The organism is Bartonella sp. CM120XJJH, assembly GCF_042194715.1.
Lineage (GTDB): Bacteria > Pseudomonadota > Alphaproteobacteria > Rhizobiales > Rhizobiaceae > Bartonella.
Genome location: NZ_JBHINE010000005.1, coordinates 38,170 through 63,369, shown reverse-complemented (window position 1 = coordinate 63,369; position 25,200 = coordinate 38,170). Strand labels below are relative to the sequence as shown.

Genomic DNA, 25,200 nt, shown 5'->3' with positions numbered 1-25,200 from the left:
ATATGTGTGATCAATACCGATTTACAATATTAGGTTGTGGTCCTTCTCCAGGAGTACCACGACCCAATGGTGATTGGGGAACATGTGATCCGAATAACCCTAAAAATAAACGCTACAGAAGTTCTTTATTAGTTGAACGTATTAAACCTTCAGGAGACAAAACAACGATCGTTATTGATACAGGTCCAGATTTTCGCTCACAAATGATTGATGCGCGTGTAAGCCATCTTGATGCTGCTCTTTACACACATTCTCATGCAGACCATATCCACGGTATTGATGATTTACGCAGCTATGCACTTGCACAAAAATGTTTAATAGATATCTATGCCGACAGAGTTACACTAGAGCATCTCAAAAGTGCTTTCGGATATTGTTTTCAAACACCAAAAGATTCATCTTATTCTCCCATTTTAAAAGAGCATCTTATCAATGAAGATAGCCAATTTATTATTCAGGGGCAGGGCGGAGCAATAAGCGTCAATACACATTTACAACACCACGGAAATATTCATTCCTTAGGTTTCCGGATTGGGAATGTTGCCTATTGTACGGATGTTAGTGAATTTCCTGAAAAAACTTTATTCAAATTAATGGATTTGGATGTTCTCATCATTGAAGCTCTTCAATTTAAACCTCATCCGAGTCATTTCTCTGTTGATCAAGCATTACAATGGATAGAATATTTAAAGCCAAAACAAGCAATACTCACACATATGGATAGATCGCTGGATTACAACAAGGTTATAAATTATGTCCCATCCTATGTAAAACCTGCATATCAAGGTCTTACTTTTGAAACAGATGCGTAAGCTTATTATGCGCAATATTTTAAGTTAAATAAAATACTTTTACATTTATCCTTTATTTTATTTCAATTTTGACATATGTAGTGCTTTTTTATGTCGAAAATGAGGCTTTTATGTATAAGAATTTTAAGCGGGGTGTATGTATTGTGGTTTTAGCGGTTTCCTTGACAGCATGTGGAGGGCGGTTAGAAAAAAATATTTCAACAACAACAATACATGATGGATCAATGAGTTGTGCCGATATTCAACGGGAGTTTTTTGCTAATAAACGTCAGATTAATGATACAATTGCAGAGCGTTCTAAAGCAAGAAATAAAAACGTGGCTTTAGCAGCAGCAAGTGTTGTATTTGTACCTGCTTTGTTTTTTATGGATGTAAAATCAAACGAAAGTAATGAAATTTCAGCGTTAAATAATCGTAATGCTGTTTTGAGTGATCTTGCACGTATAAAACGTTGTAAAATAGTACAGTAATTTTTATTATTTATACGATGTAATTTCATTACAACTATTTTGGTCTTTGAGGAATATATCCTTAAAGACCAAATATTTTGGTGTGCTGTTCAATTATTATCGCCATTTCTATAATTTAGTTTTAAAAGTGAATGTGCGATTATAAACATGATTTATATTTTAAAGGAGGCTTCCTTCCTTGTTTTTCTGTATCCTATTATCGCATAATATATATTATGGAACTTTATGGAAAGAGTATATCTAGCATTAGCATTAGCATTAGCATTAGCACTTTGAAGAATATATGTTTGAAATTTGAAAACTGTGGTGAGCTACTTTTAAAAACTTTATGACCTTTTAAGTTAAGTAAGATTGAAAATCGAGCTTGTTATTCTGGCTCGAAAATTTCAATCACGATGTTTTTTTATTTTTTACTCTTTTTAAAAAAAACATCACAATTTGTAGTATTATAAAAACTAAAAATAATATTCCATGAAATAATGGTACAAATGGCTGATAAATAAAATCGGAATAATATATTGTTATTGCTTCAATCAATGCTGCAATACACCACACAATAATACCCCATAGTGAATGCATCCAAAGTCCAACTAAGGCAATAGGATAAAGAATAGCCAATATAGCTGATGCAAATTGCCACTGCCAAGGCATAAGATCAAAACGCCATAGAATACCTGGAAAAACACCAACAAGACGTATCCAATAACAAATACCTAGGACTAAACAAATAAGTGCCAAAAACCGTAAATAACAGTTATAGATTAAATTAATTTTTGAAATCCGTTTGTGAGAATTATTTTTCACAATAATAACTCTTGCTCAACAGGTTGGAAGTAAGAATCCACCATTTCATCTGTCACATTTGAAAGTTTATCTGGCTGCCATTGAGGTTTTTTATCCTTATCGATTAACATAGCACGTATACCTTCATGAAAATCATGTGAATTAATCATATGATGTGCAATGCGATTTTCAATTTTCATACAATCTTCCAACGTTCGAGATGAATTTTGTTTCATTTGTTTCCAGATAACTTTTAAACTTATCGGAGAACGTGATAGTAAAATATCATAACATTCTTTAGCAAATAGAACACCTTCATTACCTTTTTTATGTAGCAACTCAAGACATTCTTCTAAGGTATGGGCACTAAAACAAGTGTTAATAATACAACGTATTTCATGACTCGTTTCATAATCTTTTGTAATTGCTCGCTCGTTTAAAGCTAAAGTAGGATCTCCTTGCTCAATAACAGCTTTTCTAATCATATCGAATTCAATTTCAGCAACGGCATGTGTTGCCAATCCTAAATTTAAGCAATCTCCCCACTTTATGCGTGCGCCCGTTAATGCAAGATAGATGCCAAAATGATTAGAAAGAGATGGTAAGAAAAAACTTGCACCGACATCTGGAAAAAATCCAATCGCACCTTCTGGCATAGCAAAAACAGTATTTTCTGTAACAATTCGATGCGAACCATAGAGAGAAATACCTACCCCTCCTCCCATCCAAATACCATTTAGGAAAGAAATGTAGGGCTTTGAAAAACGTTTGATATAAGCATTTAAACTATATTCATCACTAAAATATTGACAAGCAGTGGCACTTTTCCCCATATGATAGATTTCTACAACATCTCCACCAGCACAAAAAGCGCGCCCCTCCCCTTCAATTAAGACACAAGAAACATCATCATCTGTTTCCCATGTCATGAGAGCTTTTTTTAAAGCTGAAACCATTCGTTGATTAAGAGCGTTTAATGCTGAAGGGCGTGTGAGCTTTATAATACCGGCACGCCCTTCTTTCGTAAAAGAAATATCATCATCTGCTCCAAAATCAATTTGCATCTTACACCCTTCTTAAAACAACTATTTTATTGTTTTTTTTATATTTTTTGCCCCAAGTTGAGGAAATATTTGCATGATTGCGCCAATACAATATATATAAATTCCTGTTACCGAAATTCCTATTTTAACCCAATAGGGAGCCTCTAGTTGATAAAAGAATGCAGAAACACCAAAAAAACACCATAAGAGAAAAATTGGAAAATTAACCCTACGTAAACGAAGAACTCTTACTGGATGAATAAAATAAATTGGCAAAAAAGATATAATCGCCGATAAAACAATAATGATAAAAGTAATCCACTCTTCCGGTCTGACGACAAAAAGCGTAAAAATCATCATATTCCAAACAACAGGAAATCCTTTAAAAAAGTTTTCTTTGGTTTTCATACTAGTATCTGCATAATAAATAGCAGATGAAATAACAATAATTGCACTCAATGAAAATGATAACCCTACCCCCATGAAACCACTTTGATAGAGTGCAAAGGCAGGAATTAAGACATAAGTCACGTAATCAATAATATTATCTAACAGCTCTCCAGACCATGTTGGAAGAACGTATTTAACATCAAGTTTGCGTGCAATTGGTCCATCTATACCATCAACGAGAAGTGCAAGCCCAAGCCAACAGAACATAGCTGTCCATTCTTTTTGAGAGGCTGATATAAGAGAAAGAAATGCTAAAAATGATCCCGAAGCTGTTAGTAAATGAACGGAAAAGGCCTTTGCTTGTGGCATTGTTACTTTTTTATGGCGTAATAATTTAGCATTTGTTTTGATTTTCTTTGTTAGTTTACGTTTCAAGGTTTTCTTATCCTCGTTTTTAATGTCTTCAACCATCTATCAATACGCCATTTTTTTACCGATGATATAACTCAGCATTTAAAAAAATCATAAAAAGGTTACTTTTTTATATCGCATTATTTATTACATACTATAATAGAAGAGCTTCATATAATAAAAAGAGAGTGATCATTTGGAAATGTTAAAATATTTTCTCAATGGAGAAAGGTTCAAACCGTTGTGATCTTTGAAAAGAAAGAGCATAAAGATATTGCTGTTATTGGTGCAGGTCCTGTCGGAATGTTAACCGCTCTGAATCTTGCACATGAGGGGCTTTCTGTTTTTCTTGTTGGTCCCCCTGCTCATACAGATGAGTTGCGGACAACTGCTCTTATGATGCCTGCAATACGCATGCTTCAAAAACTCAATATTTGGAATAATCTTCAACAACATGCTGCTGCTTTATCATCCATGAGAATTATAGATATAACTTCTAGAATTGTGCATGCTCCTACGGTGCATTTTTCTTCTGCTGAAATTGGTGAAAAAGCTTTTGGCTATAATATACCTAATGTAAAATTGAACAGTGCTTTAGTTGATGCGGTTACACGTACGCCTAATATTACAAGATTTGTTTCTGCAGCCAAATCTTTTCATCATACAAAAGACCATGTATGTATTACTCTTGTTGATCGTAGAGTCATTCAAGCACCACTTGTTGTTGCAGCTGATGGACGTCACTCTCTTACACGTGCCGCAGCAGGGATAAGTGTCAAACAGTGGAATTATCCACAAAAAGCACTTGTTCTCAACTTTTCTCATGAGTTTTCTCATCAAAATACATCAACCGAATTTCATACAGAACATGGTCCATTTACACAGGTTCCTCTACCAGGGCGAAGATCTAGTCTTGTATGGGTCGTTCGTCCTTCTCGTGCTGAGGAATTATTGAATATAGAACCAAAAGAAATTGCAAAAATGATCGAAAACCAAATGCAATCAATGCTTGGAAAGCTAAGCTTAGAAACATCAATTCAAGTATGGCCGCTTTCAGGACTTCTTTCTCATCATTTTGCTGCTAATCGAACAATTTTAGTGGGTGAAGCCGCTCATGTTTTTCCCCCTATTGGGGCACAGGGATTGAATTTAGGATTTCGTGATATCCAAACTTTGATTGATATTTTACCCAACAAAATATCCAATTCTAACTCTGAAATGATTGTTGCGCATTATAACAAATGCCGCAAACCAGATATATTAATCCGCAGTGGAGCTGTTCATACACTTAACTCTGCTCTACTTTCTCACATGTTGCCTGTTCATATGATACGAAGCGTTGGGCTTGGTTTGTTACATAGTTTCTCACCATTACGTAATTTATTTATGCGCGAAGGAATGTATCCCGGTTATGGATTCAAGGAAATTATGCAAATATTTCCAACAAAATCATCTAAACAGCTCTACTGAGCAATAATAAGCGATATAATCGCTCTATGGTTTAATATTGCATTTTGAATAATATCTATTACTGATGTAAAAAATATTATATATATTTAGCATACTGATATGAAATAGAGAAATTTAATTATAGACTACAGCTGAAATTGTAAAGATATCTTGCTAAATCATATCTGTTAAATTTTGCAATATAAAGCAAATAAAAAATAATACCGTTTTGAAATAGTTATTTTATAACATTAATTTTAACAAGAAAATAAATAATAAAAAACATTTTTATTTAATCAATAGATTTTCAAAAATTTTTATCGTTAAGTATAATATTAAAAATAAAATCATCTTGGGAACTTGTTAGTAACACAGAGGTTAATGAAGTGTTGTTTCAACAAATGGTGACAAGATGAAAATAAATAATTTTTTGAAATTAAGTATTTTTTTTATAATGCTTTTATGTTTCTCGTTGACAGTCACTACTTCAATCAGCGAAGTTTTTCATCTTCCTTATTGTCAAACTTTTACCTATACCTCTACTCAAAATGTCACTAAAATAGGTCAGAACTCATTTACTGCTTCACAAGTTAAAAATTGTCTTATGCAAAACGGTTTTGAGAATATTAAACGATTACGTCTAGATGACAAAGGCATCTGGCGTGCTTTAGTAAAATTTAAAAAGTCCCATTTTTTCGTATCCGTTGACTATTCAGGAACAGTTAGCATTCAAAATGAAAGAAAAAAATATGATTGATTTTAAAACTTACAGCAACGTTTCTTTTCATAGCTGTAAGAAAAGAAAATTAAAAAAGTACTGCCATTCTATAAAAGAATTTGCTTTCATTGGCGGTCTAAATGGTAGCATATCTGGAACTATCGCAGCAACTCTTGCAGCTTATGGTTATATTGCTCTTCCAGGATTTGGTCCAGTTATCGCAATGGGTATAGGAGTAGCACTTTCTGTTGGAATGATAATAGGAGCACTGATAGGATCAGGAATGGGAGGAAGTGTCGGTATATGCTGTATTTTATGGGAAATTTATATGAATCATAATAATTCTTTCTCTTATAAATTTCATAATGAATAGAAATTTTTATCATTTTTTCTATAAAAAACAATTAAATCATCAACAAATTATATGTTCTGTTTTTTGATAAAATAATGATCTATTATAAATGAAATAATATCTAACTTATTAAAATTTCTTTATTACACCTCAAAAAGTAGATTTTTTAAAGCATCTCTTGAAGAAATGTAAGCGAGATATAATTATCAATCTATGAAAGCTACATTTTTTATAGATCACAAAATGAGGGTTATGTTCAGAACACATATATATAATTTAATTTATTTGCTCTTTCTAAGAACTAATATTTCTATGTAAATTATTTTACTTAAATTTCAATTTAATAAAATTATAAATATTTTTATAGATAAAATTTATTTAAAGATAATTATAAAGGTATTTTATGAAAAAAATATTATTATCATTATTGGTTTTTATGGCATTTTTAATTCATAAAAATTCTGCATTAGCACTATCAACACAAGTAAATATTTATAAACTAGAAGATAATAATTCAAAAAAGGCTATTGGTAGAATTAAAATTGAAGAAACCACATACGGTTTGATTTTCATCCCTAATTTATCTACTTTATCAGAAGGGATGCATGGTTTTCATGTGCATGTAAATCCTTCATGTGATACAAAAGATGGCATCATTGGCGGAAGCGCAGGTGGACATTATGATCCAGAACATACCGGAAAACATTTAGGACCTTATAATGTCAATGGTCATCTTGGTGATTTACCAGCACTTTATGTTGATAAGCAAGGATATGCCACGATGAGCGTTCTTGCTCCACGATTAAAAAAAATCTCTGAAATTAAAGGGCGCTCTTTAGTCATTCATTTAGGGGCAGATAATCAATCAGATAAACCATTACCGCTTGGCGGAGGTGGTGCGCGTTTGGCGTGCGGTATTATTGATAAATAAAGAGAGTATTATGGCAAACTGTGACAGTACACACTCCCTTTACCATAAGATGTGAGAGAAATTTATTTTTTTTAATCTATTGCAAGAAATTGAGTAAACTGTGTGGGTGTTTTATAAAATTAATGTTTTTTTGAATGTTCACTTCGGATAACAAAAAACTTAATAATAATCAAAGCGAACAGCAATGAAAATTAAAGAAATAGTATTATAAATTCTCCATAAAGAAGACTTCAATATGAGGAAGTAATATTTTCAATGCTTGATGTAAAAAAAGAAAAAAGTTGAATTTCACTCTCTACAATAGAAAATTTGTAATAAATTATAATTATTAAGTCTAGTATCTAATGGAATCACGCCCCACGCACAAAATAGAACGGGTCTAAAACAGAATTTTTACTCTTCCCCTACTCAACCCTACTCATGAGATGCACGCAAACAATTTTGATTGATAAAATATCAATATAAGATCGTTTGAAAAGACAGCCCCCTCATTTAAGTTTAAAAAAAGACTAATTATCATTATAAATCAATATGTTATATCAATATAATAAGTCAAATAAAATAGTTAGAATAATTTTTTATCACTCTGAAAAAGAGCTTTTAACCAATAGAGTCTTTTTAAAAATACCCCTCATGGATACATATGATCCCAATCTAGTGGACGCATCTCGCCAGTTTGATAAAATTGACGAATGAGCTTAATATAATCAAGAAAATCTTTGTTTTCTTCCACTAATCTATTAGCAGTATCCCAGTCAATATCACTACGTTCTTTGGCAGGAATTAAGATCTCACTCTCGGAAGAGTTTTCCTTATTGAGTCTTATAAATCCAATTCCATGCAAACTTGAAAGCATTCGAAGCTCTTTTAATGTATCAACCCCTTCAATTTCACTAGCAACTAAATAACTCAAATTAGCCCATGAAGAATTACTAACTGTTTGAAAAAATGCTTTTCGTAAATTTGAACGATTGATGAGAATTTTTACTTCAAAAGACCAAAGCTTCGTTTTTTTATCAAAATATTGCAAAACACAATCTTTGATTTCACGATTCCATTCACTGCTTAAATCTTGCATTCCTACGAGATCTGGATAAAGCCATTTATTTCCGCCTGCACCATGTTTATTACGAGAACATTTCTCATTAATGCGCTTGCTATAAACTGCAAGCTCTGACCATAAAAATTTAGATAATAATGGATAAAGATTATGCTCTTTAACAGAGCTACCTTCTTCTGTTCTACTCTTTGCATTGTCCTCTACTGCATCAATTTCAGCACTATCTGTTTGTTTAGTAAAATAATATTGCCGTGGTCGTCCTTCAGTGATTTTAATTTCTGAATAACGCTTTTGTAACTGAGGGCGTCTTGCTCCTATTTCAGCAACAATTTGCTGAATAAGGGCTGCATCACTATTAAGAGGAGTAATTATTGCCGTTGAATGCTTTTGTTTTTGACGGCATTTATCTGGATAATTTTCAAATATCCATTGAGCAATTTCTCGAGCTGTAAATTTTGTTGTCGGGTTTTGCTTTAAAAAATTAAAAACAGTGTTTGTTAAATTCAAAGTCATATGTAAAACAATCTACTTTTATCCTCTAGATATTTCATTATATTCAGGCTTTTTAAATAAAAGAACAATAAACTATTTAAGTTTTTTAAAAAAAGCATATTTACAAAATTACCCAATAAAATTAAAATATTTTTTTGAATTTGTGGCTATAAACTCAAAGATCTTTTCACATAAGGAAAGTAAGATTGCACTTTTATCAAAAATTGTAAATGTGCTAAAAACTCCCATAAAAAATCATAATCTTGTGTAACTTTTCTATACATTTTTCCTTTTATTTTAATGTTGTTAGAAAAAATATTAATTTTCTGATTTAAGAAACCCCTAATATTTTTAAATTAATGATGCGATAGTGCAAAAAATTAAAAATAATTATTCAAACATTTGATTGGACCTCACATCCGTCAATTAAAAAACTTATGTATTTTATTTTTGAAACGAAAAGTTATGAGCTCTCAAGTATAGATTCTGCAATGGTAAACTCTGCACATAAACCTTCAAAACTACTATTTGCTTTAATAGCATCATGGGGAATAAGAACATAATACCATTTTTTACCGCCATAAGTAGCCGCATAGCGCGTTGCATGACAACACCATTGAACTGCAGCTTCTCTCTTTTTTAAAACAATAGGATTTTGCATTTCAGAGGCTTTTTTAGGCTCACAAAGATACTTGACATCCTTCGTTTCTACAACAAAGTCCGGTTCATAAGTTGATCCTTTATCATATTCTATTCTGAAAAACCCCCGAGCAGGTTTCATCCATTTCAATACTTGTGCATCATCCTCTAATATCTGAGCAAATCGTAACTCGCCTTCTACTGAATCAAACTTTTGTAAAGGATAACAGCATTTTCTAAAGCCGCTGAATACAAGTTTCTTAATATCGCTTTTAATGGCAGGAATATTACGAAAATCAAGAGGAGATGTCCCTTGCGGTAACACATAATGGATAGGCGATAAAGTTGTAAAACCCCGTGTCACTTTAACCTCATAATCTTTTTGCGTTTCCCATTGATGCTCTCTTAATTGCGCAACAATAAAACTAGTAAGCTTATGCTGATAGTGAATTAATACGTTCTCAACGGCTGCATCATTGGGTAAATAAGATCGGAAATGTTCTACTATCTGACCTGCTAATTTTCGTAATAAGAGCGTATGGTTATCATAATCGACAAAGTCATTATCAATCAAACCACGAATGATGTAATTTTCGAGATAAGGCTCTTTGACATATTCATTCTTAGATGTGAGAAAAATGCTTTTATGGGTACGCAATTCTCGAATTAAAAGTTCTTTACTAACAGATTGCAAATTTAAGTTTTCTAAATTTTCCAAATCAAAATCAGAAAAACCATAAGTAACCTCACGCGAAGGAATGAGTACAATATTGGGAATATCTATCATCAATTCTGCTAATTTTTTTGTCAAAATTGTAACCACTCTTGATACAAGAGACTTTTGTGATGAAGGCTTAATATTCATAACTTTATTAGCAATTTTTTCTTGTATCGGTGCAGAATAAAGCATTTGAGAACTTGGCAATTTATCATTCTCTTTGATAAGATCCCACGCGATCGCTGCAATATCTTGCTCTTCAGGCGTTAATGTAGGGGAATCTGTATTACGTAATATAATACCTTGTAAATCAGATGCTCCATTTATATCGGAATTGCGTGTTACCATCGTTTGCATCAATAAAGCTTCTACTTGACATGGAACCGTCACAATATCTGACTTTTCAGAGGGTACATCCCCCCCTCTTCCAATCTCAATATGCTTTTTTATAATTGAGTTTGGATCGTTTGCACGATCAATAATATCTTGAAAACGATCATGCGCAATAATTGTTAAACGATCAATAGCTTCCACGCCTGTTCTATACCCATAAGGCAAACGCAATCCGCGCCCAATTGTTTGCTCTGTTAAAATTTCTGAAGCCGATGCACGCAACGGTACAATAGTATAGAGATTAGTAACATCCCACCCCTCCTTTAATTTATTAACGTGAATAACAATTTCTGTTGGCTCATGAGGATCCTCAATCGCAATAAGTTTTTGAATATTTTGATCTTCTTCTATATTTGACTGTTTTGTATGAATCTCTAAAACTTTTCCCTTATAAGCCCCTGCGAAAAATTCATCTGATTCCAATAAATTCCGTAGTTTTTGTGCATGATTTGTATCTTGAGCAACAACTAAAATAAAAGGCTTAACGAACTTTTTGTTATAATCTTTTGCATAGACAATTAAATCTGCTTTCACATTTTCATGGGCATGAATTGCATCTTGTAATTTGATATGTTCTAATTGCTCAGATGTATAATTTTGAGGTTGAAAATCTTTACGTGTAGCAACAGCAGGTTCTTTTACAAAACCATCCCTCATAGCCTCTGCAAGTGAATAACTATAGACAACATTTTTAAAATCTACGGGTTTTGCACCTATTGTTTTTGGTGTTGCTGTAAGCTCTATTCCTAAAACAGGCTTTAACTCATTAATTGCTGCTGCACCAGCAGAAGCACGATAACGATGTGCTTCATCCATTAACAAAACTAAATCAGGAAGATTTGCGAGATAATCAAAATAACTTTCGCCAATCGTCTCTTGTAAGCGTTTAATCCTCGGAATACTAGATTTTAGTGCGCCTTTTTTATTATCTGTTGTATTAATTTTAGAAATATTAAAAATATTGATAAAGGCCGTATCTCTATTCTCAAACAAACACTTTTGTCCTTGAAAAGGGTGTTCATCAGCACGAATACCTTTACCACTTTCATAATCTTCACCTGTAATAATAACGGGTCTATTGGCAATAAATTCACTCATTCCACTGAAAACATACTTCGAACTTTGGGGACTAAAATCCTGTTTTAACTTTTCATAAATAGTCAAATTTGGCGCTAAAACAAAAAAATGGCGACTGCGACCTGTTAAATAAAGATAGCTGATAAAAGCACCCATCAGTCGCGTTTTCCCAACACCCGTTGCTAAGGCAAAACAAAAAGAGGGAAAGTTTCGTTCAAAATCTTGTACAGAAGGATAAAGATTTTTTACCACTTCTAACTCTGCAACCAAATCAGCATTTTTAGAAAGTTCTATATTTTCTAAGATTTTTACCAAAATATTTAAAGATTCACGTTGAGGATCACGTAACGATAAGCGAGCAGAAATCCTTTTTTCAACAGTGTTCATAAAAAACTCCGCTTTTTATATATTATTCAAATAGATCTAATTCTGCTTGCGCAATATCTTTATTTTTGTTGTTTTCTTTTACCACAATCACTGGTTCAAGATTGGCCACATTTAAACTATAATCATCCTTTCCCCATTCGCATTTTTCTAATACTGCACGGGGGATTTTAGTGAGTGTCAGATTTTCAAAGGATGCTGATTTTGTATCAAAGGCTGTACCACAAATCAGCAACGTGCGATGAGAGCCTACCTCTTCACTTATCATACGGAGTTGTTCATGGGTCATAGCGCTTGTTGTGACATAAATATAATCTGTTTCGGTTGAATACCCTTGCATCCAATAATGATTTTCATCAGGTGCGTAGGTAAATCCCATATGCTTGCACATTGCTTCTGAAAGCATCGCAGCATTATATTCGCGACTAATAATCCATTGTCCCCATGGATCTTTTTGTAACAGAGAAGGTGCAAGGCGATAATAGCGAAATCCACCGCCACCTTGCCAATTAACATTTTTGGAAATTCCCCCTTGATCAGTTCCATCAATCACTTGTTTTAAACGAGGGATAATATGGGTATGACAATGTTCACCAAGTTCAACCATAATCCACTTTCTTCCCATTTTATGAGCAACAGCACCGGTTGTGCCAGAACCAGCAAAAGAATCCAGTACAAGATCACCGGGATTAGTGGCAAGTTGAATAATGCGTTCCATTAAACGCTCAGGTTTGGGAGTTGTAAAGACACTATCAGAATTAAAAACTTTGACTTCTCTTTTGGCATCTTGGTTGTGTCCCACTTCTGTATAGGGCCAAATCGTCATACTGGTTATGCCCTGCTTAACCTCAGAAACAAAACGTTTAATCCTTGGCACTCCACCGTTATCTGTTCCAAACCAAATGCGATTATCTTTTAATAATTCAGAGAATTTTTGTTTGCTAACCCGCCAACTCGTTCCAGCAGGAGGCATCACCTTGCGTCCAGAAGGTGTGATGATTTCATAAATATCCTTAGGCGTTACTCTTTTTACGGATAAATCTCCAGATTGCCATAACCCGCGCGGATCATTATCAGGGTTTTTATAGCGCGCATCCATATCGCTTGAACGAGGAAGCAATTGAGGGCGCCAAATCGTTTTATCTTTAGCATAAACCATTATAAAATCATGGTTATCAGAAAGCCACTTTGTATCATTTTGTGGAGCATATTTCTTTTGCCAAATAATGTTGTTGATGAAATTTTGGCGACCAAAAATTTCATCCATCATCACTTTAAGATAGGCTTGTTCATCATCATCAATGGAAATCCAAATACTTCCATCTTCTGCCAGTAAACGATGTAACAATTCTAGCCTGTCTCTCATAAGGCTTAGCCATATGGAATGCTCTAAACCATCTTCATAATGTTCAAAGGCATTGCCTGTATTATAAGGCGGATCGATATAGATACATTTTACCTTCCCCATATATTCTTGTTCAAGCGCTTTGAGAGCGAGCAAATTATCACCAAAAATAAGTTTATTATCAAAAATATCTTGGGAAGATATTTGATGCGAAGCGTGATAAGATTTTTCAAGATCTTCTAATAAGATACGAGGCTCTAGTTTTGGGCGTTTTTCTTTTCCAATCCAGTTAAGTTCTAATTTTTGTTTATTATAACTCATGCGATCGTCCTTAAATTTAAACGCTTATGAAAAGTAAACAGCTTATTCATGAATGGCTAAATTAGAGTCTCTTAACAATACTTTTAGTACCATCCGACAGCAATTTGAGCTTCTTCTGACATACAATCAGGTGTCCATGGTGGATCAAAAGTCATAGTGACTTCAACATAAGAAACCCCTTCAACTGCACTGACTGCATTTTCTACCCACCCAGGCATTTCACCAGCAACAGGACATCCCGGTGCTGTAAGAGTCATTTCAATTTTTACTGAACGATCATCTTCAATATCAATACGATAAATCAGTCCTAGCTCATAAATATCAGCAGGAATCTCTGGGTCATAAACTGTTTTGAGAGCAGCAATAATATCATTCGTCATACGATCAATTTCATCTGCTGGAATTGCTGATATATAAGATTTTTTATTTTCACTTACAGTTTCAACAGATTCTGTAGAATGACGCTCTTCAATTGATTCAGCCATTAAAAAATGTCCTTGTTTCTTTCAATGCTTCTACTAATTGATCTATATCTTCATGAGTGTTATACATGGCTAATGATGCCCGACAAATAGATGTTAGACCAAAGCGCTGTAATAAAGGCTGTGCACAATGGGTTCCAGCGCGTATTGCAACTCCTTTTCTATCAATAAACATAGCGATATCATGGGCGTGAATCCCTTCAATTGTGAACGATATAATAGCTCCTTTATTGGGAGAATGACCATAAATGCGCAATGACTCAACAGTCTTGAGTTTTTCCTGCGCATAAGCTAAAAGGGATCTCTCATAGGCATGAATCGTGCTACGGCCTTTCTCTTGTATATAATCAATAGCCGCAGTTAATCCAATAGCTTCAACAATAGGAGGAGTGCCTGCTTCAAAACGGTAAGGAGGAGCATTATAAAACACCTTATCGGTTGTTACCTCCTCGATCATTTCCCCTCCCCCTTGAAAAGGACGCATTTCTTCTAATCTATCTTCCTTACCATACAAAACACCAATACCGGTGGGACCATAAAGCTTATGACCTGTAAAGACATACCAATCACAATCGAGATCTTGCACATCAACGGTTAAATGTACTGCTCCTTGAGAACCATCAACAAGGACAGGAATAGAATTTTGATGTGCTAGCTTAATAATTTCTTTAACAGGAGGCACAGTTCCTAATATATTAGACATATGCGTTATAGCAACAAGCCGGGTTTTTTCGCTTAAAGCCTTTTGGAAATCTTCAATGTGCAGAACACCATTCTCATCGACAGGAACAAAAATAAGTTTAACACCTTTTTGTTCACGGAGAAAATGCCAAGGAATAATATTTGAATGATGTTCCATGATCGTTAGAACAATCTCATCACCTTCTTTGAGTTTGGGCATCGCCCAACCATAAGCAACAGTATTAATAGCTTCTGTTGCATTTTTCGTAAAAACAATTTCTTCAGCTTTTTGAGCATTTAGAAAAACACGAACGGTTTCACGAGAGTTTTCATATGATTGTGTTGCTATATTGGCTAAAAAATACATTCCCCTATGCACATTAGCATAACTATAGTGATAATAATTATTCATTGCATTGAGTACTGACATTGGTTTTTGGGCAGAAGCACTACTATCAAGATATGCTAATCGCTTTCCATAAACTTGACGCTGCAAAAGAGGAAAATCACGCCGAATTTCTTCGACATTATAAGTAAATGTTTGTACGTTATTTTCCATTTTTTCTACCTTAAACATTTTTTTCAAGCCATTTACTAATGATATTCTCCAAAACAATTTGAATATTATCTTGCTTGATGTCATCAATGAGCTCAGAGATAAATCCTTTAATCAAAAGTGCACGAGCCATTTTAAATGGGATACCACGCGCCATAAGATAAAAAAGATAATCATGATTAATATTAGCAACTGTTGCACCATGACCGCATGCAACATCATCAGCAAAAATCTCCAGTTCAGGCTTTGCATTAAATTCTGCATCATCTGAAAGAATAAGGCTATTACAAGCCATGCGTGCATCTGTTTTTTGCGCTTTTTGAGAAACACGTATTATTCCTTGGAAAACACCAACAGCCTTATCTGTAACCACATTGCGTATAATTTCGGTTGATGTTGATTTTTCTTCTACGTGACGAACAGTCATTGTAAGATCACTATGTGTTTGTCCTGATAATAAATTTATAACGCGTAATTGAAAATCAGATTCTTCTCCCTGTAATTCAATATCGACTTCTTGGCGATTTAATTGGCTTCCTATATTAATGACATAAAGTGATAACTTCGCTCTTTGATCAAGAACAGCACAAAATCGACCAAATTGCGTAGAATTAAAATCACGATTGCGAATGAGAATCCACGTAACATCACTATCAGCAGCAACATTTAATGAAAATATTGAACTAACAAAGGTATCTTTATCACTGCCAACCTGATGTTCAATAAACATAACTTGACTATTTTTATCAACTTTTATATCCGAAAAAATATGAGATTGTCCCCCCATTTGTATATTTTGTAATTCAATGGGTATATTTAACTTTGTATTTTCAGGTATGTGAAAAAGCCAACCATCTGTAACAAAAGCTGTATTTAACTGTCCAATGAAATCCTCATCAGAAATGTTTTGATTTATCTGTACAGAATTATCTTCTAATGCGTCTGAAAGGCGTTTTACTGTAATATTGTCTACCTTTGACTCTATCGATGTTTTTCCATTGTTTATGGAGAAAACAGCACTTTCTGAAAGCAACGCATCAACCAATTGATTGTCTTGAACTTTTGAAAAGTTGCTAATAGATTTCAGTAAGGTACGCAGATTAGTATAATGCCAGCTTTCGATTTTACGGGAAGGAAGCTGTGCAGTTTGAAACTGCTCAATAGCTTTCTTGCGAATTTCCCGTATAGCTTTATCACCAGGTAAGTCGTTTACATACTGATTAAAATTACTGAGGATATTTTCTTCAACCGCTAACAAGTTTTGCTGTGCATTCATATTCAATAACCTCAAACTGCTTCCCTGATAAGATCAGCATACCCATTTTGCTCTAAATAAATCGCTAAGGATTTATCTCCGCTTTTGATAATTTGTCCTTTATAAAGAACATGTACAGTATCAGGAATGATATAATTAAGCAGCCGTTGATAATGGGTAATCACCAAAAATGAACGTTTTGAATCCCGAAGTTTATTAACACCATCTGCAACAATTTTTAGTGCATCAATGTCTAAACCAGAATCCGTTTCATCTAAAATGCAAAGTTTAGGTTCAAGAAGTGCCATTTGTAAAATTTCAGCACGCTTTTTTTCTCCACCCGAAAAACCTACATTTAATGGACGCTTTAGCATATCCATATCTATTTCAAGTTTGGCTGAAACTTCTTTGACATACTTTATAAATTCAGGAATTTTAAGCTCTTCATCACCTCGCGCTTTGCGTTGAGAATTCATCGCAACTTTTAAAAATTCCATTGTTGCTACCCCTGGTATTTCCATTGGATATTGAAATGCAAGAAAAACACCATATGCAGCACGTTCTGCTGGATCCATTTCTAAAAGTGATTGTCCATTATAGAGAATATCTCCTTCTGTTATTTCATAATCATCACGACCAGCAAGCAAATAAGACAAAGTTGATTTTCCGGCTCCATTTTGTCCCATGATAGCGGCAACTTCTCCATCTTGAACTGTCAAGTTTAAACCACGAATAACTTCTGTATTGGTCTCAGCAATACGGGCGTGCAAATTTTTTATCTCTAACATAATTTAATCCTGTTTTGGCTGTTTTTTCAGATATCAATGCGTATTATTTTGCCTTAGCATTCATCTACTTTTGTAATTACCATAGAGGTCATTTTTAGCATTATTTGCTACTGTTACAGCCTTTTTGCATCAAGTCTTCTATTTATCTCATTAAATAAAATTATCCAACACTACCTTCAAGGCTAATACCAATAAGCTTTTGTGCTTCGACAGCAAATTCCATGGGAAGTTTTTGAATGATCTCTTTTACAAAACCATTTACAATTAATGCGATAGCTTCTTCTTCGGGAATTCCTCTTTGCATAACATAAAAAAGTTGGTCATCCGAAATTTTTGATGTTGTGGCTTCATGTTCAAACTGAGCTGTCGCATTCTTCGCTTCAATATAAGGAACTGTATGCGCACCACAATCATTCCCGATTAACAAACTATCACATTGCGTAAAGTTACGCGCATTTTGTGCTTTTCGATGAGCTGTGACTTGTCCTCGATAAGTGTTATTTGAAAAACCTGCAGAAATACCTTTGGAAATAATGCGACTGGATGTATTTTTTCCTAAATGAATCATTTTTGTACCGGAATCAATTTGTTGATGACCATTTGCAACAGCAATAGAATAAAATTCTCCACGCGCATTATCACCACGGAGTAAGCAGGATGGATATTTCCAAGTAATCGCAGAACCAGTCTCAACTTGTGTCCATGAAATTTTAGAGTTATCACCTCGACAATCTCCACGCTTCGTCACAAAATTATAAATACCACCCTTTCCATCTTTATCGCCAGGATACCAATTTTGTACTGTAGAATATTTAATCTCTGCATTTTTAAGGGCAATAAGCTCAACAACAGCAGCATGAAGTTGGTTTTCATCACGTTGGGGTGCTGTACACCCTTCAAGATAAGAAACATAGGAATCTTCAGCGGCGATAATCAATGTTCGTTCAAATTGGCCAGTGTTGCGTTCATTAATCCTAAAATAAGTTGAAAGCTCCATAGGACAACGAACCCCTTTGGGAATATAAACAAATGAACCATCTGTAAAGACAGCTGCATTTAAGGCTGCATAATAATTATCACTTATAGGTACAACTGTTCCTAAATATTCCTTAATAAGCTCAGAATGTTCAATAATCGCCTCTGAAATAGAACAAAAAATCACACCAGCACGTGCCAACTCTTTTTTGAATGTTGTTACAACAGAAACAGAATCAAAGACTGCATCAACAGCCACCTGCCCCGATACAGACATACTGTCATCAAAAGTAGAGGGATCAGACTGTTTTCTTACTCCTGCCAAAATCTCTTGTTCTTTAAGGGGAATGCCAAGTTTTTCGTACATTGCTAATAACTCAGGATCCACTTCATCCAAAGATTTTGGTCCTGTATGATTTTTTGGAGCAGCATAATAATAAAGCTCCTGAAAATCAATTTTAGGATATTCAAGACGCGCCCAATGAGGCTCTTGCATTGTCAGCCAACGGCGGTAAGCTTTTAAGCGCCATGTTAGCATCCATTCAGGCTCATGTTTTTTAGCAGAAATGAATTTGATAATATCTTCATTTAAGCCTTTTGGAGCTTTATCTGTTTCAATATTGGTTTCAAAACCATATTTATATTGATCAACATCTATTTCACGTACTTGACGTATTGTTTCTTGTACTGCCGGCATAAATTTTCTCCATTTTTTGGCATCAAAAACCGGTAACTAAAAGTCTTGTTTTTCCCAAGATTAAAGTAAGCAAGTTATTTCCTAGGCTATAGGTAAAGTGCAAAAATTTCAATCAAACTTACCTTATTTTTAAAATAATTCTAATTTTTATAACGTTCTGATGTTAAATCTTCCTCTTTTTTCCTGCTTATAATTTGAGAAAAAAACGACAAAAAATCATCAATATCTTCAGATGTTGTGTCCCGCCCTAGCGAAATGCGAATGGCACCATTTGGAATATGATACCCCATTGCCTCCAACACTTTGCTTTGTTTTACTTTTCCCGAAGAACAAGCAGAGCCGGATGATATAGAAAACCCTTCTAAATCAAAAGCAATTTGCATCGTTTCAGCTTTTATATTTTTCACGGTAAAGTAAGTTGTATTTGGCAAACGTTGAACTTTTTTGCCAAAAATTTCAACATTTTTACTTATTTTTTGTAGTCCATCTTCTAATTTATTGCGTAAATATATTAACTGTCTTATTTCCTCCTGTGTGAAACAATCAGCCATTGCTGCCCCAAAAGCAGCAATAAGGGGTAATGCCTCTGTTCCTCCACGGAGACCTTTTTCTTGTCCCCCCCCAATAATAAGAGGGTGTGGCATGAGAAGATTACCACATGAAACAAAAGCACCGATTCCTTTAGGACCACCAACTTTATGTGCAGACAGTATAAAAAAGTCTCCTCCTAGCTGATTAATATCCACGAAATTTTTATCTACATATTGTGTTAAATCAACAATAAGAGTGCCTCCTAAATCCCGAACAATAGCAGCGATTTCTGTTAATGGTTGAATCACACCCGTTTCACTATTTGCAGCTTGAATAGCAACAAGAGGTAAACCTTTTGTTTTATCGTGAGCTGTTAAGAGCGCTGATAATTTATCTTGTCGAATGAGCCCATCTTGATCAACAGCAATGACGCTTATCAATTCTTTAGAAAAACGCCCTCCCTCAGCAACAGAGGGATGTTCAGTCGCTCCAAGGTAAAGATGGGAAAATTGAACTTTTGCATTCCCCATATTATAAAAGGGTGTTAACAAAGTCATTGCTGCTTCACTCGCACCAGAGGTAAATACCACGTGATCTGGATCTGTTTTAAGATTTTCAGCGATTTGTCGACGTGCCTTTTGTAACAAAGTTTTAGCCGCACGCCCTTCCTTATGAACCGATGATGGATTACCAAATATCTCTAAAGATTCCAGTAACGCCATCCGTGCCACTTTTTTGAGCGGTGTTGTTGCGTTATGATCAAAATATCGGCGTTTTATAACCATTTTACATCGCAATCATTAATCTTATGAATTAATTAAAAAAATAGCGCAATTTTCTTGAAAAGTGCACTAAAAAAAGAATATCTAATAATTATTTAAGAGATTCTATGGTAAAAGTCGACCAAGGTCAATGAAAGCCTTTTATTGCATTTAAGGAGCATTTTATGCCAGAAATTATTTTTAACGGTCCCGCGGGTCGGCTCGAAGGGCGTTATCAACCTTCACAACAAAAAAATGCACCTATTGCGATCGTTTTGCATCCTCATCCCCAATTTGGTGGAACTATGAATCATAAAATTGTCTATGACCTCTTTTATATGTTCCAGCAACGTGGATTTACAACTTTACGTTTTAACTTTCGTGGTATTGGTCGTAGTCAGGGTGAATTTGATTATGGAATAGGAGAACTTTCAGATGCTGCTGCTGCTCTTGATTGGGTGCAAACACAACATCCAGACTCTAAAAATTGTTGGGTAGCAGGATATTCATTTGGAGCATGGATTGGTATGCAGCTTTTAATGCGCCGACCGGAAATTGAGGGATTTATCTCTGTTGCCCCTCAGCCTAATGTTTATGACTTTTCATTTCTTGCACCTTGTCCCTCCTCTGGACTTATCATTCATGGCGGTATCGATAAAGTTGCCCCAAAAAAAGATGTTCAAATACTTGTCGATAAATTGAAAACACAAAAAGGTATCATCATCACACAAGAAATATTGGAAGAGGCTAATCACTTTTTCAGTGGATGCCATGAAGAACTTATTGAACGATGTGCCCACTATTTGGATAACCATATCACCAATGAACTTCTCTCTCCTCCTCCTGAAATACTTTCACTAACTTAGGAAAAAACGATAGATTTATAAAAAATCAGCAAAAGCCGTCTCTGATCATAACAAAGTAATTTTTTAGTCTGTATTTAAAACTTTTCTAAATTTTATTTCAGAATAGAAATGAGAATAACAGAATACCTTTTTTCTATCACTGAGAAGTCTCTTTTTTAGCGTAAAAAGGAAATAATACCTGTATTATTATCTTTATATTATCGATATGTCTCTTTCTCTTGTGATGTGTGCATCAGTTATGATAGATAACGCTCATCATATAATCACCTATTATATGAAATGAATGCACTCTAAAGTTAGGAAATTGAATCTGTGTTTGCCTTTAAATCTGATTTTTTACACATTATGAGCGAACGTGGTTTTATCCACCAAATTTCAGATGAAAAAGGCTTAGATGATCTTTTTTCAAAAGAAACTGTAAGCGCTTATACTGGATTTGATCCAACAGCATCGAGTTTACATGCTGGAAGTCTTCTTCAGATTATGATGCTTTATTGGTTGCAAAAAACGGGTCATCGCCCCATTGCTTTAATGGGCGGAGGGACCGGATTGATCGGTGATCCTTCCTTCAAAGATGAAGCGCGACGCCTTCTGACACAAGATGATATTGCTGCAAATATTGATGGTATTAAAAAGGTATTTGCTAACTATTTGACATTCGGTGACCGAGAAACGGATGCCTGTATTGTAAATAATGCTGAATGGTTATGTAATTTAAACTACTTAGAATTTTTGCGTGATGTAGGAAAACATTTTTCTGTCAACCGTATGTTGTCATTTGATTCTGTCAGACTGAGACTTGAGCGTGAGCATTCTTTGTCATTCTTAGAGTTTAATTATATGATTCTGCAAGCTTATGACTTTGTTGAACTTTATAAACGTTATGGGTTGCGTATGCAAATGGGGGGCTCTGATCAATGGGGTAACATTATTAACGGAATCGAATTAGGGCATCGTTTAGGAACACCACAATTATATGCGTTAACATCACCATTGCTGACAACCTCTTCCGGTGCCAAAATGGGTAAATCATTGAATGGAGCTGTATGGCTGAATGCGGATATGCTTTCACCTTATCAATTTTGGCAATATTGGCGCAATACAGAAGATGCTGATGTAACACGATTTCTAAAGCTCTATACTCCATTGCCAATGGATGAGATTCTTAAACTTTCTGTATTGCAAGGAACAGAAATTAACGAAGCAAAAAAAATTCTTGCAACAGAAGTTACGGCAATGTTGCATGGGCGTGCTCTTGCCAATGCAGCAGCAGAGACTGCTCGCAAAACGTTTGAAGAAAAAACTCTGGGAGAAAATCTTCCAACTGTTGAAGTTAATGCCTCAGAATTAAAAAAAGGTGTTGGATTGCTCACTCTTTTAGTACAAGCAGGACTTGCTAAATCTAATAGTGAGGCACGCAGACACGTTCAAGGTGGAGGTGTGCGTGTAAATGATCAAATTATTGAGGATGAAACACATCTTATTATTGAAGAGGATGTCAGTGCAGAAGGAATCATTAAACTTTCTTTCGGTAAGAAAAAACATGTTGTGATGAAACCAATATAATCTTTTGTTGTTTTGTTTATGTTGTTCACGTCTACCTTGTTCTTCCAGTCTAATCGTTGTGATAGGATGAGTTTTGTTAGGAAAATAAAGGTCTCTTCAAAACAATAATATTCTAGAGAGTTGAATAGTTCTTTTCTTCTGTGTACTCTGATGTCTTATACCTGTTACACAAGAAAGATGAAAACAATGACACGACCAATGAAAGGTGCTCTTGCTCCTGATTTTAATTTGCCGCGCGATGGAGGAGAGACAGTGTGTCTTTCTGACTTTAAAGGAAAACCTGTTGTTTTATATTTTTATCCAAAAGATGACACCAGTGGCTGCACAATCGAAGCACTTGATTTCACAAAATTAAAGATGAAATTTGATGAAATCGGTGTTGCTGTTATTGGAATCTCTCCAGATAATGTAAAAAAACATGAGAAATTTAAAGTAAAACATGAACTTGATGTCATCTTGGTTTCTGATGAAGAAAAAACAACCCTCGAAGCTTATGGTGTTTGGGTTGAGAAAAGCATGTATGGACGCAAATATATGGGAGTTGAACGGAGTACTTTTTTAATTAATGCAAATGGAATAATAGCAGAAGAATGGCGCAAAGTAAGCGTATCAGGGCATGCTGAAAATGTTTTAGCTACTGCAACACTTTTACATCATAATGGTAATTTGTAAATTGAGTGTTTGATTTACCTTAAAAAGCAAAAATTATCCTCTGAATTGATTTTGGTTTTTCAACGGATTTAATTTTTACAATATATTGATTTATAAGGATAATGAATTGTTTTATATTTATATTAGTCCTCCGAATATCGCAAATTTTTCTTATTTCAGCTTCTTCCTATCACTTGCAATATCGTAAGCAGAATTGGCGTGTGAGAAAAAATTGAAGAAAGGAATAAAAAATCCCTCTTTGAACCTTTAAAGTATCAAAGGCTATCGTAACATCATAACAAACGAACAGCTTAAAAAAATCTACATGGCTTGAAGGAAGGATATATAATTAACCAATATCCTCAATTTCTTTGTCTTTTCCATAAATGCGCCGTGCGAGTGCTGCCTCTATAAATGCATCTAAATTACCATTAAGTACGGATTGTGGATCCGTATTTTCAATCCCTGTACGCAAATCTTTGACAAGCTGATAGGGCTGAAGAACATAAGATCTAATTTGATGTCCCCACCCGATTTCTGTTTTAGAAGATTCAGCAGCATTGGTTTCTTCTTCTCTTTTTTTAAGCTCTTCTTCATAAAGCCGTGCACGCAACATCGACCAAGCCGTAGCGCGATTTTTATGTTGAGAACGCTCTGTTTGACATTGAACAACAATACCCGTTTTTATATGTGTGATGCGAACAGCGGAATCTGTCGTGTTAACATGTTGTCCTCCTGCGCCCGATGCACGATATGTATCAATACGCACGTCTGCTTCTGAAACATCAACTTCAATATTGTCATCAATAACTGGATAAACCCAAATGCTCGCAAAAGAGGTATGGCGCTTTGCATTCGAATCAAATGGAGAAATCCGCACCAAGCGATGAACGCCTGATTCTGTTTTTAACATTCCATAAGCATTATGCCCTTTTACAAGAATAGTCGCTGACTTTATCCCTGCTTCTTCCCCATCATGAATTTCTAAAATTTCAACCTTCATTTCATGCTGTTCAGCCCAGCGCATATACATACGTAAGAGCATAGAAGCCCAATCTTGGCTTTCTGTTCCCCCTGCTCCAGCATGAACTTCTAAATAGGTATCATTCGGATCCGCCTCTCCTGAAAGAAGTACATCAATTTGCCTTTTATCTATCTCATTTTTAAGATTGCGTATTGAATTTTCTGCATCAGCGATAATTTCAACATCGCTTTCTTCTTCACCCATCGCGATAAGCTCAATGCATTCTTCAAGTGTTCTTGTAAATGATAAAAGACCATTGATTGAATCATCAAGACGTTGACGCTCACGCATCATATCCTGTGCTCGTTGTGCATCATCCCATAATGACGGATCTTCCGCTTTTTGATTAAGATATTCGAGACGCTTTAGTGATTGATCCCAGTCAAAGATGCCCCCTTAGCAATTGAATTGCTTTTTGGATTTCATCAACTAATGTTTCTATTTCTGCTCGCATAATTTAACACCGTATTTTTTTAACACTCTTTCTGGTTATGTTTCTAGAATTTATACAAATTTGATAGCTTTTGTGAGGAAATAGCATGGATTTATCATTCTATTTACAGGACCAACACTGTAAAA

Annotated in this window: 22 protein-coding genes; 9 read left to right on the top strand and 13 right to left on the bottom strand. The window is 34.7% G+C overall.

Annotation, left to right across the window (positions count from 1 at the left end; all coding sequences use genetic code 11):
* Positions 1-2 precede the first annotated feature (2 nt).
* Both ACFIKU_RS03635 and ACFIKU_RS03630 read left to right on the top strand, forming a co-directional pair.
* The gene (locus ACFIKU_RS03635; protein WP_375656709.1) at positions 3-812 is read left to right on the top strand and encodes an MBL fold metallo-hydrolase; all 810 of its coding nucleotides are present in this window, start codon (positions 3-5) and stop codon (positions 810-812) included.
* Positions 813-922: 110 nt separating this feature from the next.
* Positions 923-1,282, top strand: coding sequence for a hypothetical protein (locus ACFIKU_RS03630; protein ID WP_375642026.1), 360 nt, complete (start codon positions 923-925; stop codon positions 1,280-1,282).
* Between the two features lie 390 nt (positions 1,283-1,672).
* Here ACFIKU_RS03630 and ACFIKU_RS03625 read toward each other — a convergent pair whose 3' ends face one another.
* From ACFIKU_RS03625 to pcsA, 3 genes are read right to left on the bottom strand one after another with little or no spacing between them, the layout of a single operon-like run.
* On the bottom strand, positions 1,673-2,086 hold the full coding sequence (locus tag ACFIKU_RS03625; protein WP_375642025.1) for a DUF6163 family protein: 414 nt from the start codon (positions 2,084-2,086) through the stop codon (positions 1,673-1,675).
* Positions 2,083-3,129, bottom strand: a complete 1,047-nt coding sequence (locus tag ACFIKU_RS03620; protein WP_375656708.1) for an enoyl-CoA hydratase/isomerase family protein — start codon at positions 3,127-3,129, stop codon at positions 2,083-2,085. The genes ACFIKU_RS03625 and ACFIKU_RS03620 overlap by 4 nt, the downstream gene beginning before the upstream one ends.
* Positions 3,130-3,150: 21 nt before the next feature.
* Positions 3,151-3,969 carry a phosphatidylcholine synthase gene (gene pcsA, locus ACFIKU_RS03615; protein WP_375642023.1) on the bottom strand — a complete coding sequence of 273 codons (819 nt, stop codon included), beginning with the start codon at positions 3,967-3,969 and terminating at the stop codon, positions 3,151-3,153.
* A gap of 183 nt (positions 3,970-4,152) precedes the next feature.
* On the opposite strand from pcsA, the gene ACFIKU_RS03610 reads away from it, so the two are divergent.
* From ACFIKU_RS03610 to sodC, 4 genes are all read left to right on the top strand, one after another.
* A complete protein-coding gene (locus tag ACFIKU_RS03610; protein ID WP_375642022.1) occupies positions 4,153-5,379 on the top strand; it encodes a UbiH/UbiF family hydroxylase in 1,227 nt (408 codons plus the stop codon).
* 391 nt (positions 5,380-5,770) lie between these two features.
* A complete protein-coding gene (locus tag ACFIKU_RS03605) occupies positions 5,771-6,115 on the top strand; it encodes a hypothetical protein (protein WP_375656707.1) in 345 nt (114 codons plus the stop codon).
* Positions 6,093-6,449, top strand: coding sequence for a hypothetical protein (locus ACFIKU_RS03600; RefSeq protein ID WP_375656706.1), 357 nt, complete (start codon positions 6,093-6,095; stop codon positions 6,447-6,449). Before ACFIKU_RS03605 ends, ACFIKU_RS03600 begins: the two co-directional genes overlap by 23 nt.
* 382 nt (positions 6,450-6,831) lie before the next feature.
* The gene (sodC, locus tag ACFIKU_RS03595; RefSeq protein ID WP_375656705.1) at positions 6,832-7,359 is read left to right on the top strand and encodes a superoxide dismutase [Cu-Zn] SodC; all 528 of its coding nucleotides are present in this window, start codon (positions 6,832-6,834) and stop codon (positions 7,357-7,359) included.
* Between the two features lie 631 nt (positions 7,360-7,990).
* On the opposite strand, the gene ACFIKU_RS03590 is transcribed toward sodC, so the two are convergent.
* The 9 genes from ACFIKU_RS03590 to ACFIKU_RS03550 all read right to left on the bottom strand — a co-directional run bounded on the left by ACFIKU_RS03590 (position 7,991) and on the right by ACFIKU_RS03550 (position 20,538).
* Positions 7,991-8,932, bottom strand: coding sequence for a COG2958 family protein (locus ACFIKU_RS03590; RefSeq protein ID WP_375656704.1), 942 nt, complete (start codon positions 8,930-8,932; stop codon positions 7,991-7,993).
* A 442-nt stretch (positions 8,933-9,374) separates the two neighbouring features.
* Positions 9,375-12,125, bottom strand: coding sequence for a DEAD/DEAH box helicase (locus tag ACFIKU_RS03585; RefSeq protein WP_375642016.1), 2,751 nt, complete (start codon positions 12,123-12,125; stop codon positions 9,375-9,377).
* Positions 12,126-12,147: 22 nt separating this feature from the next.
* Entirely contained in the window at positions 12,148-13,788 is a 1,641-nt protein-coding gene (locus tag ACFIKU_RS03580) for a site-specific DNA-methyltransferase (RefSeq protein WP_375656703.1), read from the bottom strand.
* A gap of 83 nt (positions 13,789-13,871) precedes the next feature.
* The gene (locus tag ACFIKU_RS03575; protein ID WP_273787976.1) at positions 13,872-14,273 is read right to left on the bottom strand and encodes an SUF system Fe-S cluster assembly protein; all 402 of its coding nucleotides are present in this window, start codon (positions 14,271-14,273) and stop codon (positions 13,872-13,874) included.
* On the bottom strand, positions 14,266-15,510 hold the full coding sequence (locus ACFIKU_RS03570; RefSeq protein WP_375656702.1) for a cysteine desulfurase: 1,245 nt from the start codon (positions 15,508-15,510) through the stop codon (positions 14,266-14,268). The genes ACFIKU_RS03575 and ACFIKU_RS03570 overlap by 8 nt, the downstream gene beginning before the upstream one ends.
* Before the next feature lie 10 nt (positions 15,511-15,520).
* Positions 15,521-16,783: a Fe-S cluster assembly protein SufD gene (gene sufD, locus ACFIKU_RS03565; protein WP_375656701.1), complete on the bottom strand. Its 1,263-nt coding sequence runs from the start codon at positions 16,781-16,783 to the stop codon at positions 15,521-15,523.
* 11 nt (positions 16,784-16,794) lie between these two features.
* On the bottom strand, positions 16,795-17,550 hold the full coding sequence (gene sufC, locus ACFIKU_RS03560; RefSeq protein ID WP_375656700.1) for a Fe-S cluster assembly ATPase SufC: 756 nt from the start codon (positions 17,548-17,550) through the stop codon (positions 16,795-16,797).
* A gap of 160 nt (positions 17,551-17,710) precedes the next feature.
* On the bottom strand, positions 17,711-19,222 hold the full coding sequence (gene sufB / locus ACFIKU_RS03555) for a Fe-S cluster assembly protein SufB (RefSeq protein WP_375642011.1): 1,512 nt from the start codon (positions 19,220-19,222) through the stop codon (positions 17,711-17,713).
* A 140-nt stretch (positions 19,223-19,362) separates the two neighbouring features.
* Positions 19,363-20,538 carry a cysteine desulfurase family protein gene (locus ACFIKU_RS03550; protein ID WP_375642010.1) on the bottom strand — a complete coding sequence of 392 codons (1,176 nt, stop codon included), beginning with the start codon at positions 20,536-20,538 and terminating at the stop codon, positions 19,363-19,365.
* Between the two features lie 161 nt (positions 20,539-20,699).
* Between ACFIKU_RS03550 and ACFIKU_RS03545 the strand changes: the two genes are divergently transcribed.
* The 3 genes from ACFIKU_RS03545 (at position 20,700) to ACFIKU_RS03535 (ending at position 23,618) form a co-directional block, all read left to right on the top strand.
* A complete protein-coding gene (locus tag ACFIKU_RS03545; protein ID WP_375642009.1) occupies positions 20,700-21,380 on the top strand; it encodes an alpha/beta hydrolase in 681 nt (226 codons plus the stop codon).
* 312 nt (positions 21,381-21,692) lie between these two features.
* The gene (gene tyrS / locus ACFIKU_RS03540) at positions 21,693-22,946 is read left to right on the top strand and encodes a tyrosine--tRNA ligase (RefSeq protein ID WP_375642008.1); all 1,254 of its coding nucleotides are present in this window, start codon (positions 21,693-21,695) and stop codon (positions 22,944-22,946) included.
* A gap of 186 nt (positions 22,947-23,132) precedes the next feature.
* Positions 23,133-23,618 (top strand): peroxiredoxin, encoded by a 486-nt coding sequence (locus ACFIKU_RS03535; RefSeq protein WP_375642007.1) that lies wholly within the window; start codon positions 23,133-23,135, stop codon positions 23,616-23,618.
* 328 nt (positions 23,619-23,946) lie between these two features.
* Here ACFIKU_RS03535 and prfB read toward each other — a convergent pair.
* A protein-coding gene (gene prfB, locus ACFIKU_RS03530; protein ID WP_375642006.1) for a peptide chain release factor 2 occupies positions 23,947-25,075 on the bottom strand; the annotation gives its coding sequence in 2 pieces (ribosomal slippage) (positions 23,947-25,005 and positions 25,007-25,075; 1,128 coding nt in all).
* Between the last annotated feature and the right edge of the window lie 125 nt (positions 25,076-25,200).

What these genes read in the sequence shown, in the direction of transcription:
- ACFIKU_RS03635 (WP_375656709.1), top strand. Translation starts at nt 3, where the DNA reads ATGTGTGATCAATACCGATTTACAATATTAGGTTGTGGTCCTTCTCCA.
- ACFIKU_RS03630 (WP_375642026.1), top strand. Translation starts at nt 923, where the DNA reads ATGTATAAGAATTTTAAGCGGGGTGTATGTATTGTGGTTTTAGCGGTT.
- ACFIKU_RS03620 (WP_375656708.1), bottom strand. Translation starts at nt 3,129, where the DNA reads ATGCAAATTGATTTTGGAGCAGATGATGATATTTCTTTTACGAAAGAA.
- pcsA (WP_375642023.1), bottom strand. Translation starts at nt 3,969, where the DNA reads ATGGTTGAAGACATTAAAAACGAGGATAAGAAAACCTTGAAACGTAAA.
- ACFIKU_RS03605 (WP_375656707.1), top strand. Translation starts at nt 5,771, where the DNA reads ATGAAAATAAATAATTTTTTGAAATTAAGTATTTTTTTTATAATGCTT.
- ACFIKU_RS03600 (WP_375656706.1), top strand. Translation starts at nt 6,093, where the DNA reads ATGAAAGAAAAAAATATGATTGATTTTAAAACTTACAGCAACGTTTCT.
- sodC (WP_375656705.1), top strand. Translation starts at nt 6,832, where the DNA reads ATGAAAAAAATATTATTATCATTATTGGTTTTTATGGCATTTTTAATT.
- ACFIKU_RS03590 (WP_375656704.1), bottom strand. Translation starts at nt 8,932, where the DNA reads ATGACTTTGAATTTAACAAACACTGTTTTTAATTTTTTAAAGCAAAAC.
- ACFIKU_RS03585 (WP_375642016.1), bottom strand. Translation starts at nt 12,125, where the DNA reads ATGAACACTGTTGAAAAAAGGATTTCTGCTCGCTTATCGTTACGTGAT.
- ACFIKU_RS03580 (WP_375656703.1), bottom strand. Translation starts at nt 13,788, where the DNA reads ATGAGTTATAATAAACAAAAATTAGAACTTAACTGGATTGGAAAAGAA.
- ACFIKU_RS03575 (WP_273787976.1), bottom strand. Translation starts at nt 14,273, where the DNA reads ATGGCTGAATCAATTGAAGAGCGTCATTCTACAGAATCTGTTGAAACT.
- ACFIKU_RS03570 (WP_375656702.1), bottom strand. Translation starts at nt 15,510, where the DNA reads ATGGAAAATAACGTACAAACATTTACTTATAATGTCGAAGAAATTCGG.
- sufD (WP_375656701.1), bottom strand. Translation starts at nt 16,783, where the DNA reads ATGAATGCACAGCAAAACTTGTTAGCGGTTGAAGAAAATATCCTCAGT.
- sufC (WP_375656700.1), bottom strand. Translation starts at nt 17,550, where the DNA reads ATGTTAGAGATAAAAAATTTGCACGCCCGTATTGCTGAGACCAATACA.
- sufB (WP_375642011.1), bottom strand. Translation starts at nt 19,222, where the DNA reads ATGCCGGCAGTACAAGAAACAATACGTCAAGTACGTGAAATAGATGTT.
- ACFIKU_RS03550 (WP_375642010.1), bottom strand. Translation starts at nt 20,538, where the DNA reads ATGGTTATAAAACGCCGATATTTTGATCATAACGCAACAACACCGCTC.
- ACFIKU_RS03545 (WP_375642009.1), top strand. Translation starts at nt 20,700, where the DNA reads ATGCCAGAAATTATTTTTAACGGTCCCGCGGGTCGGCTCGAAGGGCGT.
- ACFIKU_RS03535 (WP_375642007.1), top strand. Translation starts at nt 23,133, where the DNA reads ATGACACGACCAATGAAAGGTGCTCTTGCTCCTGATTTTAATTTGCCG.